The following is an 11926-nucleotide window of genomic DNA, read 5'->3' on the forward strand; positions in this document are numbered from 1 at the left end:
AAGCACTGGCTCAGAAAGGCCGCAAGTCGCACGGTCGAAACCGTCTGCCAGGCGATCGGACAGATCCTCAACGGTGTCACACCGATCGAGTGCTCAAACTACTTCGCAAACTCTGGATATGACCGGTGGTAATCCCATCCCGCTCTAGCTTCACCTCTCGGCTAAATTTGCGTCTTCCGGGCATCAGTCCCTCTTAGGACTGTCCCTTATACCTCTGTCTCAATTTTGGGGTGCACTCCAGTAGGCAGTAGGCAGTAGGCAGTAGGCAGTAGGCAGTAGGGTTACGTCGAGGCCGCGCAGCGATGAGGGGTTCCCTTATTCGGCGCATTCGCTTATTGGCCCTACTCCCTACTCCCTACTCCCTACTCCCTACTCCCTACTCCCTACTCCCTACTCCCTACGAGCCCATGATCCGCCTTGAAAATATCGGCAAGCAGAACGGCCGACAGATCGTCTTCATCGAAGCCTCGGCCGCCTTGCAGAAGGGCGAGAAGGTCGGGCTGGTTGGCCCGAACGGCGCCGGCAAGACGACCTTGTTTCGCATGATCATCGGCCAGGAGCAGCCGGACGAAGGGCAGGTCGCGGTCGATCGCGGTGTCACCATCGGTTATTTCAGCCAGGATGTCGGCGATATGGGCGGCATGAGTGCCGTCGCTGAAGTCATGGAGGGCGCCGGGCCGGTGAGCGCCGTGGCGGCCGAGATGCGCGAGCTCGAGCACGCCATGGGCGATCCCGAGCGCGCCGACGAGATGGATCAGATCATCGAGCGCTACGGCGAATTGCAGCACCGTTTCGAGGAGCTCGACGGTTATGCGCTCGACGGCCGGGCGCGCGAGGTGCTGGACGGCCTCGGCTTCAGCCAGGAGATGATGGACGGCGACGTCTCAAAGCTCTCCGGCGGCTGGAAGATGCGCGTCGCGCTGGCCCGCATCCTTTTGATGCGGCCCGACGTCATGCTGCTCGACGAGCCGTCAAACCATCTCGACCTCGAAAGCCTGATCTGGCTGGAGAAATTCCTGAAGGACTATGACGGCGCGCTCTTGATGACCTCGCACGACCGCGAGTTCATGAACCGCATCGTCAACAAGATCATCGAGATCGATGCCGGCGCGCTCACCTCCTATTCCGGCAATTACGAATTCTACCAGGAGCAGCGCGCGCTGGCCGACAAGCAATTGCAGGCGCAGTTCGAACGCCAGCAGGCGATGCTGGCCAAGGAGATCGCCTTCATCGAGCGTTTCAAGGCGCGCGCTTCTCACGCAGCTCAAGTGCAGAGCCGGGTGAAGAAGCTTGACAAGATCGACCGCGTCGAGCCGCCGAAGCGCCGCCAGACGGTGACCTTCGAGTTCCGGCCGGCGCCGCGCTGCGGCGAGGACGTGGCGACGCTGAAGGGCATCCGCAAATCCTATGGCAACCGTTCGATCTATTCGGGCCTCGACTTCCAGATCCGACGCCGCGAGCGCTGGTGCGTGATGGGCGTCAACGGCGCCGGCAAGTCGACGCTGCTGAAGCTGGTCGCCGGCGCCTCCGAGCCGGACACGGGTACCGTCGCGCGCGGCCCGAGCGTCAAGATGGGCTATTTCGCCCAGCACGCCATGGAGTTGCTCGATGGCGAGCGCACCGTCTTCCAGACGCTTGAGGATAATTTCCCGCAGGCCGGCCAGGCGCCGCTCAGGGCTTTGGCGGGCTGCTTCGGCTTTTCCGGCGACGAGATCGAGAAGAAGTGCCGCGTGCTCTCGGGCGGCGAGAAGGCGCGGCTGGTGATGGCGCTGATGCTGTTCGATCCGCCCAATTTGCTGGTGCTCGACGAGCCGACCAACCACCTCGACATCACGACCAAGCAGATGCTGATCGAGGCGCTGTCGCAATATGAAGGCACGATGCTCTTCGTGTCGCACGACCGCCATTTCCTGGCGGCGCTGTCGAACCGCGTGCTGGAGCTGACGCCCGAAGGCATCCACACCTATGGCGGCGGCTACACCGAATATGTCGCCCGCACCGGCCAGGAAGCGCCGGGGCTGAGGAGCTAGGGACGTAGCTCAAAGCGCGTCGTAGACGGCGTCGATCAGGGCCTTGCGGCGCGGGTCCACATCGTCGAACCCCACCATGCGGTTGGTGACGTAACCGAACCCCACGCCGGCGTCGGGGTCGGCGAAGCCGATGGCGCCGCCCCAGCCGGTATGGCCGAATGCTTGCGGCGATGCGCGGCCGGCATAAACAGGATCCTCGATCTGAAAGCCGGCAGCGAACGCGGCTGGCAGCGCGAAGCTGTCATCCATGCCGCGAAAGCGCGGCATGGCGGCTTCTTCGATGGCCGCGCGGCCAGTCAGGGCCTTGCCCTCAAAGGTCCCGCCCGCCGCCATCATGCCGTAGATACGCGCCAGCGCAGGCGCCGTGGACTGGCCGTTGCCTCCCGGCACCTCGGCGGCGCGCCAGGCGCGGTCGTTGGGCGCCAAGGCGCGGGGCGTTGGGTTGTCGCATGCGTGGGGAAAGGGCGAAGCGCGCACGAAGTCGACCCAATCGGAGGTCTTCGGCCCCTCGATCATCTCGGCGGCCCGGGAGTCCTCGGCTTGGGGCAGGCCGACATGGAAATCGGCTCCAAGCGGATCCGCGATCTCTTCCGCGATGAAGCGGCCTATGCTGCGCCCGTCGACACGCCGCACCAACTCGCCGGCAAGATGGCCGTAGCTTAGGGCGTGGTAGATACAGCGGCTGCCGGGTTCCCATAGCGGCGCCATGGCGGCAAGCGCGTCGATATAAGGCGTCCAGGCGAGCATGCCTGCCTCGTCCATCGGCACGGCGAGACCGTTCAGCCCTGACCGGTGCGACATCACCTGGTCGAGCGTGATGCGCTCCTTGCCGCCGACCGCGAATTCCGGCCAATAGCGCGCGACCGGCGCGGCATATTCCAGCTTGCCGCGCTCCACCAGCATCGCGATCGCCAGCGCCACGACGCCCTTGGTGGAAGACCAGACATTGACCAGCGTGTCGCGCCGCCACGGGCGGGTGCGCGCGGCATCGGCATGGCCGCCCCAAAGGTCGACGACGGTCTTGCCCTCGGCCACGACCGAGACGCCGCCGCCATGCTCGAGGCCTTGCGCGAAACACCAGGCGAACGCGTCGCGCACCCCGGCAAAACGCGGATCGCAGACACCCTCTATGTTCATAGGCAAAGTCCTACTATGTGCCGAAGGATGAAGCCGTCGAGACCGTCGCGGCTTGACGCGATGTCACAAGGCGCCTCAGCCGAACAGCTTCGTCACAAAGCCGCTGAACCAGGCAAGTTGCGCCGCGTGGTGGGCTTCCATCAGCCGGTCCTGTTCGTCCCGGTCCTGCGCGCCGAGCGTTCCGTAGGGCGCGCCTTGCCGGTCCTGCCAGCGCCGGAAACCCGGCGGGCCTTGCTCGGCATGGAACTGCAGCGCATAGGTCTTGTCGCCGATCCGGAACGCCTGGTTGGGGAAGGTCTCGCTCGAGGCGAGGTGCACGGCGCCCGCCGGCAGGGCGAAGGTATGGAAGTGGTTTTGGGGCAGGAAGAGCGGCCGATCGAGGAAGTCGCCGGCTTCGGCCGTTGGCGCGATCTCGAAATAGCCGAACTCCCTGATGCCGCTTTCCACCGGCCCGACATCGGCGCCGAGGTGCCAGGCGATCTGCTGCGCGCCCTGGCAGATGCCGAGCAGCGGCAGGTCGTTCGAAAGGCAGTGCTCGATGAGCGCGGCCTCGTGGTCGAGGAATGGATGTTCGTCGGTGTCGAAGACGTTGAACGGGCCGCCATAGATCACGGCCCCGTCGACAGCGTCGAGATCGATCGCCTCGCCCTTGAACGGCATTGCGGTCGTGACCGCATGGCCGTTGGCCATGAGGGTCGTCTGGACATGGTCGTCGCCCGGTTCTTCCGAGTGCCTGACGAGAACGATGCGCTTCATCGGGAGGCTCCTGCCGCTCACTCCACCGGGGAATACCCGATACAGCTTAGCGGCCTGTCGGAAATGTGCCAGCGCCCAGTTACGGCTGGACGCCGGCAAGCCGCTGAAGCGCTGCGCCGGGGCTCACCCCTTCGCCAAGCCGCGATCGATCAGCCGGGCAAGGCGCGCCGAGAAGGCCTTGGCGTCGGCCGGCTTGTCGCCGTCGAGCACCCGCGCTTCGTCGTAGAGCAGATGCGCGGCGTCTTCCTTGAACGCCTTTTGGTCGTCGCCGAGCTTTGCCAGCGCCGCGACGCGCTCATGGCGCGGGTTGATCTCGAGGATCGGCTTGGCGGCCTTGTCGAGCCGGCCGGCGGCGTTGAGCAGGCGCTCGAACTGGCGGTCGGGGCCATGCTCCGGCGCGACCAGGCAGACGGCACTTTCGGTCAGCCTGTCGGAGGCTTTCACGTCCGACACCTCCTCGCCAAGCGTCGTCTTCACGAAGGCGAGGAACGCCGCGATGTCCGATGACGTCTCGGCATCCGGCTTCGCCGCATCCTCGGGCAACGGGACATCGGCAAGCTCGGCCGCGCCCTGCGTCACCGACTTGAACGGCTTGCCGTCGAATTCCGGCGTCATCGTCACCCAGAAACTGTCCACAGGATCGGTGAGGAGCAGCACCTCGACACCGCGCGCGCGAAAACCTTCGAGCTGCGGCGAGGCCTCAAGCCGGGCACGGTCGTCGCCGGCCATGAAAAAGATCGCCTTCTGGCCTTCCTTCATCGCCGCCACATAGTCGGCAAGGCTGCGCCAGCCTTCGCCCGAAGCGGTCGAACGGAAGCGGGCAAGTTTCAGCAACTGCTCGCGCCGCTCGTAATCCTCATAGAGGCCTTCCTTCAGCACGACGCCGAAGTTTTCCCAGATTTTCGCATAGGCTTCGGCATTGTTTTCGGCGAGTTTCACGAGGTCGCCGAGCACGCGGTTGGTCACGCCCTTGCGGATCGCTGCGAGCAGTGGGCTTTCCTGGATCATCTCGCGTGAGACGTTGAGCGGCAAGTCGGCCGAATCGACCAGCCCGCGCACGAAGCGCAGGTAGCGCGGCAGCACGTCGGCGTCGTCGGTGATGAAGACGCGCCGCACATAGAGCTTCATGCGGCCCGTGCGGTCCTGGTCGAACAGGTCGAACGGCCGCGATCCAGGCACGAAGGCGAGCACGCTGTATTCCTGCCGGCCTTCGGCACGGAAATGGATCGTGGAAGCCGGCTCGTCATACTGGCCGGCGATGCTGCGGTAGAAGTCGGTATATTCCTCGGGCTTGATCTCGCTCTTCTGCCGCACCCAGAGTGCCGTGCCGTCGGCGATGTCGCGCGGCTCGGCGCCGGGTTTTTCGACAAGCGTGATCGGCACCGGCACATGGCCCGACTGCGTCTTCGCCAGGCTATCGAGCCGATAGGGCGTGGTGTAGGAGGAAGCGTCTTCCATCAGGTGCAGCACGACTCGCGTGCCGCGCTTGGGCGCCGCCTCGAGCGGCGCCGGCGCGATTTCGTAAGTGCCCTTGCCGTCGGATGACCAGCGGAAGGCCTCGTCGCTGCCGGCCTGGCGGCTGATGACGTCGACCCGGTCGGCGACCATGAAGGCCGAGTAGAAACCGACGCCGAACTGGCCGATAAGCTGCGTGTCCGCCGCCGCCTTGCCGGCCTCGACGCGCTCGATGAAGGCGCGCGTGCCGGAGCGCGCGATGGTGCCCAGTGCCTCGGCCATCTCGTCGCGGCTCATGCCGATGCCGTTGTCCTCGACGACAAGCTCCTTGTTGTCCGGATCGGCGGCAATCGTGATGCGCGGCTTGGCGTCGTCACCCAAAAGCTCGGGCCGGCTCACCGCCTCGAAGCGCAGCTTCTCGCAGGCATCCGCCGCGTTGGAGATCAGCTCGCGCAGGAAGACATCCCGGTCCGAATAGACCGAATGCACCATCATGTGCAGCAGCCGCGAGACGTCCGCTTCGAATGTCCTGGTTTCCGTTTTCTGATCCGTCATCTCGACTTTCCCAAATCTCCACTCTGCCTGACGCGCCAGGGCGTTCAGGATCTCATCCCACGATTGTTCAATTATCTCGCGGCCCGCGCGGGGCCGGCTTCGGCAGGACAATATCGGGATGGCAGGCGAAGGCAACAAGAGGCGGCGAGAGGTAAGTGGAAAGGCCGACTCCATCGAACGCTCCACGGTAGGGTCGATAGGGGAGCTCTGCCTTTATGCTCATTTGTGGCTTTTAAAGTCTTCGCATCGGTCATGTGAATGATGACAAGCAGCTCATTGTCTTTCTCTTTTGCGGCGCGTGGTTTCAGCCCATACCCTGAGAGAAGATTGAGATACGCCAGGAGCGGAAGAGGGGATCACTTGGCGGCGGATCCGCATAAGATTGGGAGCGGCGATAACCTTAATTTCGGTTTCTTTTACAGAGGCTTTCCGAGCGGAAGGTAAAGGGATAAATTAGCAATTCGTTAAGTACGACTTGGGGGCAAGCGTAAGGGATGTGCCGTGATGAATTTCAAGTCTCTGATCAAGCGGGCCGAGGACGTCGATAAGGAATTTCAGGAACTCCAATCGGATCTGGCGGAAGCATTCGAGGACGTTCTTGCCGATGAGGAAAAGGCACCGTCGGAGGACGATGCCGTTGCCGGTCAGGAACTGGTGGCAAGCGACGAAAATCCACCGCCTGAACAGCAGCCCGACGCAGCTCCATCGCGGCTGACGCCGCATACCCAGACGCGGCTGGCCGCCCTGGAGGCCGTTGCCGGGCTTTTCCGAGATGGGCAGGGGCATCTGCAGGAGATCGAGGCGAAGCTTGCCGAGATCGCGACCGCGCATCACATGACGCGTGAGGTCCTCAACGTCTTCCATCGCGACGTGTTGCGCTCCAACGAACTGGAACTGGCAAACCTCGCTCTCACCACCGAGCACAAGACGCTCTCGGAACAATTGCTCGAGGCCGGCCGTAGGCAGCGCGAACGCGACGGCGCGGCCGAGGCCTGGCAACAGCGCGAGGCGAGCCTCGTCCAGGACCGGGAGCAACTGCGCTCGGCGCTTGCTGCCGTGCGGCTGGAGCTGGTCGAGACGGGCAATGAGAGCGCCAGGCGCGAGACCGAGTTCGGCGAGATCGTCAAGGCTCTGACGACCAAAACGGTAGAACTCGACAGACGCGGCGCCGAGAACAAGCTGCTGCGCGAAAAGCAGGTCGGCCTATCGGTCGATCTGGAGCAGGCGCAAAAGCGCGAGGCGGAGGCCCGGCACAAATTCGACGAGTTCGCGGCAACCCACGCCAGCGAAACCGCCCATATCGCCGAGCTGATGGCCCAACTCGGCAACCATGAAAAGGAAGAAACCCGACTGCAGAAGACGCTGGAGGCGACGCAAGCCAAGCTTGCCGAAACAGCCGAAGCGGCGCGGATCGCCGAAAGCGACAGCACCGCCGAATTGGCGCGCAGCCAGGCGGAAATGCGCGGTTTGCGTGCCGAGATCCGGGAATTGCAGTCGCGTCTGGATCAGGTCTCGTCCGCTAACGGCGAAGCCACGGCCGAGATCGTCGGGCTCAAGGCGCAGTTGAGCGATGCCGTCACCGAACGCCAGATTGCGGAGGAAAGGCTGGCCGTTCTCAAGGAAGAGAGCGAAGCCGACAAGAAGAGCCTCTCGGTGGTCAGCACCAATCTCTCACAGCTTTCGATGCAGCAGGCGTCCGAGCAGATCCAGCTCGATATCCAGAAGCAGGAATGCGAGGATCTGCACGCCGAGGTCGAAGCGCTCAATGCCCGCATCCGGGAATTGCTGCCTTACGAGCGGCTGCACCGGGTGACGGACGCCAGATCGCGCAAGGATGCCGCGCCTCCGGCCAACGGGATCATCGCGGAGGCGGGACGTCCCGCTCCGCGGCGTGTCCCGCGACGGAACCTGCGCGCCAACGCGAGCTGAGAAAAACCGCCGCGTACCTGTAACCGGTCTGGCGGACTATTTGCCCGCCATGCCGTCGGCAAGGTCCTGCGCCTGCTTGAGCAGCGCCGGAAAGGACGGATCGCCGGGCAGGCGCTTTGCCATGCAGGCGCGGTAGTCGGCATCGCCCTTTTCCCAGGCGGCGTTGGCGGGGTCGGAAGCCGAGCCGTCGTCCTGGTTCGCATCCTGATCTGTCTGCTGGGCTTTCTGCGCGGCGGCGTCCGCAGCCGCCCAGATCGAATCACATTCGGCGATCTTCGGCACCGCCGGCGAAGCGGACGCCTCGGCGATCAGCACGCGGTCGCCTTTGACGACCGCCACCACGACGCGCTGGTCGTAGATCGGCCCGATGTCCTGTGTCCAGCCGCCGAGCCGGGCAACCACCGCATCGGCGCCATCGGGCTTCTTCAGTGAAAAGTCGAGCGTGCCGGCGAAGGCCGCGTCGCTGCCGATGGCCTGGGTGTAGAAACTGTCGAGCTTCAGCGCCGCGCCGATATCGGCGGGCAGCTTGAAATCCGCTTCCGCTTCGGCCGATTTGGATTTCAGCCAGCGCTCGGTCAGCCCGCGTGTCGAGGCGACGATGCTCGGGCTGTCGTCACTCTGGGCATATCGCAGCCCGTCGAGCATGCCGTAGCCGATGTCGGAGGAGTTGAGGCTTTCGATATTGTTGACGCCGGTCGAGGGAAAACCCTTGACCGACAGCGGGCCGAGGATGGCGGCCAGGCGCTGCTGCAGATCGGCAAGCGCCTTTTCGTTCTGGGCATCGATAGTTTCGATCGCCGTGTTGGCGTTTGCCTGCGCGGTGATATCGGCAATCGCCTTGTCGCGTGCGGCGATATAATCGTCTTCTGGCGAGGCGGCGAGCGCCGTGCCGCCCGCCAGTGCAAAGAGAAGCGTTAAGACCAACCGCATGCTGCAACCCCAAGATTAGCGATCAAGAGTCCCTGGCAGCCATCGCCCGACTTGGCGGCTTTTGCGTGGCGGAAATCAGGGCTGCGGCAAATCTTTATTCCGTCTTGCGCTTCTCCACCTCGGCCTTTCTCAGCAGGAACCGCTGGATCTTGCCGCTCGGCGTCTTCGGCAACTCGCCGACGAACTCGATCTCGCGCGGATAGGAATGCGCCGACAGCCGCTTCTTGACATGCTGGGCGAGCTCTTCGGCGAGCGCCTCGCTGCCCTTGAAGGCAGGCGCCAGCACCACGAAAGCCTTGACGATCTCGGTGCGCTGCGGATCGGGCACGCCGACCACCGCTGCCTCGTTCACCGCCGGATGCTCGATCAGCGCGCTCTCGACATCGAACGGCCCGATGCGGTAGCCGGACGAGGTGATGACGTCGTCGGCCCGGCCGATGAAGGACACCGAGCCGTCCGGCTCGTATTCCACCGTGTCGCCGGTGCGGTAATAGCCGCCGGCGATCGCCGGCGTCTCCGCCTGGTGATAGCCGCCGAACCAGCGCAGCGGCGATCTGGCGATATCGACGGCAAGCACGCCCGGCTGGTTGGGGCCGAGTTCGTTGCCCGCATCGTCCAGCACCACCATGCGGTAGCCCGGCATGGCGAAACCGGCGGAGCCCGCGCGGACAAGATGCTTAAGCCCGTGATGGTTGTTGACCATCATGCCGTTCTCGGTCTGGCCGTAATGGTCGTGGATCGGCGCGGCGAGGTTGGCGTCGAACCAGCGGATCACTTCCGGGTTGAGCGGCTCGCCGGCGCTGCTCACCACGCGCAGCCTGCCTTTGACGCGGGCCGCCGCCTCCGGCCCTTCCGCCATCAGCAGGCGATAGGCCGTCGGCGAGCCGGCAAGGCTGGTGACGCCGAGGCGCTCGATGATGTCGTAGGTCGATTTGGCGTTGAAGGCGCCTTCGTAGGAGGTGGTGGCGATGCCCAACTGCAGCGGCCCGGTGATGGCGTAGTAGAGCCCATAGGCCCAGCCGGGATCGGCGATGTTCCAGAAGATGTCGTCGGGCGTAAGCCCGATCGCGTGGCGCATATAGGCGCCGAAGGCAATGAGCGCGCTGAGCGGCACCGGGACGCCCTTCGGGTGCCCGGTCGTGCCGGAGGTCGACATCATCATGAACAGGTCCGAGCCCTTGCGCATGACCGGCTCGCAGTCGGGGGAGGCGGCTGCAATCGCCGCGCGGAAGTCGATATCGCCGGCGGGCAGCGTGTCGCCGGGGCCAAGGATGGTGGCGATGCGCGGACGGTTCTCCACCTCGTCGAGCTTGCCGCGATTGGCGGGGTTGGTCACCACCAGCTTCGCCTTGCTGTAGCTCAGGCGATGCTCGATGGCCTTCGGCCCGAAAGCGGTGAACAGCGGCTGGTAGACCGCGCCGACGCGCCATGTGCCGAGGATCAGCGCCACCAGCTCGGGAATGCGCGGCAGCATGCCGGCAACGACGTCGCCGGGGCCGACGCCGAGCTCCTTGAGCATAGTGCCGACGCCGCCCGACATATCGGCCAGATCATCGAAGGAGTATTCCCGCAATTCGCCGCCGGCTGAGATCGCGCGCAGCGCCAGCCTGTTTTGGCTGGTGTAGCGGCCGCAGCATTCGACATAGGCGTTGATGCCGGTGGCGGGATCGCCGTGAAGGCGCGCGATCTCGTCCTCGATGCGGAATTGCGCAACGGCATCCTCATAGCGCGGCCGCGCTTGCGTCCTAGTCATGGCATCCTCCCTCGGCGGTGGATCATCTCCCCAAGATCGCCGCTGGGAGAGATTGCCTGAAAAGAGGGCGCTGGTCGATTGCGGCGAAAGTCGGCCCCTGGCTCAAGGCAGACGCACCCCTTGCGCCTGCATGTGCCGTTTCCAGCGGTTGCGCAACTCGGCGGGACGGCAGCCGATACGCTCGTCGAGAAAGATCGCGGCGGATATCCGGTCGGTGCGGAAATGGCGGAAATCCTGGCGCAGCTCGCACCAGGCGGCGAGCAGGCGCACCGTCTCGGCATAGCCGATCATGGTCGGCCAGATGACGCGTTCGCTCTCTTCGTCGCGTTCGTTGCGGTAGCGGATCCGGATCTTGTGACCTTTGCGGATCGATTCTCGCGCCCGCGAAATATCCAGCCCGTCCAGCAGGCTCGCGCGGCTGAGCGGCGCGCCGACGGTTGGATTGCTGACGAAGGGGCGCAGCCGCTCGGGCACGACGGTGGCAATCTTGGCGATCAGGTCGCGCGCGGCGCTGGCCAGCACAGCGTCGCCCTTGTCGGCCACCCATTGCGCGCCGAGCACCGCCGCTTCCAGTTCGTCCGGCGTCAGCATCAGCGGCGGCATGTCGTAGTCGCGGTCGAGCACATAGCCGAGGCCGGCCTCGCCTTGGATCGGCACGCGCTGTCCGATGAGATCGGCGATGTCGCGATAGACCGAGCGGCGCGAGATTTCGAGCTCTTCGGCAATCTGGCCGGCGGTGATCGGCCGGCTCGATCGCCGCAGGATCTGGATGATCTGGAACAGTCTGTCGGCACGGCGCAAGGCATGTCTCCTGTTGCCACTATGGTGGCAGCAGGCCTGGTCCACAAGTCGGGGCAGGGCGCCTGAACGGGCGCGTCCAGCCGCGGAGATGTCCGTCGGCCAGCCACGGAGAAGACTTGGATGAATTTCGTTTCGACCCGCATCATCACCGCCGACGTCAAGCGGCTCGTCGCCTTCTATGAGACGGTCACGGGCATCAAGCTCACGCTCTACACCGAGGATTTCGCCGAGCTCGTCACGGGAGCCGGCACGCTGGCGATCGGCAGCACGCGCACGCTCCGGCTCTTCGGCGACGACCACGTCGCGAGCCCCGCCGAGAACCGCAGCGCCATCATCGAGTTCCGCGTCGCCGATGTCGATGACGAGTACCGGCGACTGGGCGATTTCATCGACGGCGCGCTGGTGCAGGCGCCCACCACCATGCCCTGGGGCAATCGCTCGCTGCTGTTTCGCGATCCCGACGGCAACCTGGTGAATTTCTTCACGCCTGTGACGGCGGAGGCGATTGCGAAGTTTGAAAGGTGAGGGTGTTCCAAGTAAGAGCCGGCGCCGAAGCTGCCAATCTCCCCCAAGAGAGGGA

9 protein-coding genes are annotated in these 11926 nt (G+C 64.8%); 3 read left to right on the forward strand and 6 right to left on the reverse strand.

Features of this window, described 5'->3' with window-relative positions; all coding sequences use genetic code 11:
* Positions 1-407 precede the first annotated feature (407 nt).
* Positions 408-2030 carry an ABC-F family ATP-binding cassette domain-containing protein gene (locus AC0YKC_RS13060; RefSeq protein ID WP_488511329.1) on the forward strand — a complete coding sequence of 541 codons (1623 nt, stop codon included), beginning with the start codon at positions 408-410 and terminating at the stop codon, positions 2028-2030.
* A gap of 9 nt (positions 2031-2039) precedes the next feature.
* Here AC0YKC_RS13060 and AC0YKC_RS13065 read toward each other — a convergent pair whose 3' ends face one another.
* The 3 genes from AC0YKC_RS13065 to htpG all read right to left on the reverse strand — a co-directional run bounded on the left by AC0YKC_RS13065 (position 2040) and on the right by htpG (position 5933).
* On the reverse strand, positions 2040-3167 hold the full coding sequence (locus AC0YKC_RS13065; RefSeq protein WP_488511330.1) for a serine hydrolase domain-containing protein: 1128 nt from the start codon (positions 3165-3167) through the stop codon (positions 2040-2042).
* Positions 3168-3242: 75 nt separating this feature from the next.
* Positions 3243-3923 (reverse strand): type 1 glutamine amidotransferase, encoded by a 681-nt coding sequence (locus AC0YKC_RS13070; RefSeq protein ID WP_488511331.1) that lies wholly within the window; start codon positions 3921-3923, stop codon positions 3243-3245.
* Between the two features lie 123 nt (positions 3924-4046).
* Positions 4047-5933, reverse strand: coding sequence for a molecular chaperone HtpG (htpG, locus tag AC0YKC_RS13075; protein ID WP_488511332.1), 1887 nt, complete (start codon positions 5931-5933; stop codon positions 4047-4049).
* Between the two features lie 504 nt (positions 5934-6437).
* Here htpG and AC0YKC_RS13080 point away from each other — a divergent pair.
* A complete protein-coding gene (locus AC0YKC_RS13080; RefSeq protein WP_488511333.1) occupies positions 6438-7862 on the forward strand; it encodes a coiled-coil domain-containing protein in 1425 nt (474 codons plus the stop codon).
* A 36-nt stretch (positions 7863-7898) separates the two neighbouring features.
* Here the strand turns inward: AC0YKC_RS13080 and AC0YKC_RS13085 are convergent, their stop codons facing one another.
* From AC0YKC_RS13085 to AC0YKC_RS13095, 3 genes are all read right to left on the reverse strand, one after another.
* Positions 7899-8792 (reverse strand): hypothetical protein, encoded by an 894-nt coding sequence (locus AC0YKC_RS13085; protein WP_488511334.1) that lies wholly within the window; start codon positions 8790-8792, stop codon positions 7899-7901.
* A gap of 94 nt (positions 8793-8886) precedes the next feature.
* On the reverse strand, positions 8887-10545 hold the full coding sequence (locus AC0YKC_RS13090; RefSeq protein WP_488511335.1) for an acyl-CoA synthetase: 1659 nt from the start codon (positions 10543-10545) through the stop codon (positions 8887-8889).
* A gap of 102 nt (positions 10546-10647) precedes the next feature.
* Positions 10648-11346 (reverse strand): helix-turn-helix transcriptional regulator, encoded by a 699-nt coding sequence (locus tag AC0YKC_RS13095; protein ID WP_320296200.1) that lies wholly within the window; start codon positions 11344-11346, stop codon positions 10648-10650.
* A 120-nt stretch (positions 11347-11466) separates the two neighbouring features.
* Between AC0YKC_RS13095 and AC0YKC_RS13100 the strand changes: the two genes are divergently transcribed.
* On the forward strand, positions 11467-11871 hold the full coding sequence (locus tag AC0YKC_RS13100) for a VOC family protein (RefSeq protein ID WP_488511336.1): 405 nt from the start codon (positions 11467-11469) through the stop codon (positions 11869-11871).
* Positions 11872-11926: the final 55 nt, after the last annotated feature.

The sequence above is a fragment of the Mesorhizobium sp. CNPSo 4661 genome, from assembly GCF_057784215.1.

Excerpts from the sequence above, each read along its gene's own strand:
- AC0YKC_RS13060 (WP_488511329.1), top strand. The coding sequence starts at position 408 with ATGATCCGCCTTGAAAATATCGGCAAGCAGAACGGCCGACAGATCGTC.
- AC0YKC_RS13065 (WP_488511330.1), bottom strand. The coding sequence starts at position 3,167 with ATGAACATAGAGGGTGTCTGCGATCCGCGTTTTGCCGGGGTGCGCGAC.
- AC0YKC_RS13070 (WP_488511331.1), bottom strand. The coding sequence starts at position 3,923 with ATGAAGCGCATCGTTCTCGTCAGGCACTCGGAAGAACCGGGCGACGAC.
- htpG (WP_488511332.1), bottom strand. The coding sequence starts at position 5,933 with ATGACGGATCAGAAAACGGAAACCAGGACATTCGAAGCGGACGTCTCG.
- AC0YKC_RS13080 (WP_488511333.1), top strand. The coding sequence starts at position 6,438 with ATGAATTTCAAGTCTCTGATCAAGCGGGCCGAGGACGTCGATAAGGAA.
- AC0YKC_RS13085 (WP_488511334.1), bottom strand. The coding sequence starts at position 8,792 with ATGCGGTTGGTCTTAACGCTTCTCTTTGCACTGGCGGGCGGCACGGCG.
- AC0YKC_RS13090 (WP_488511335.1), bottom strand. The coding sequence starts at position 10,545 with ATGACTAGGACGCAAGCGCGGCCGCGCTATGAGGATGCCGTTGCGCAA.
- AC0YKC_RS13100 (WP_488511336.1), top strand. The coding sequence starts at position 11,467 with ATGAATTTCGTTTCGACCCGCATCATCACCGCCGACGTCAAGCGGCTC.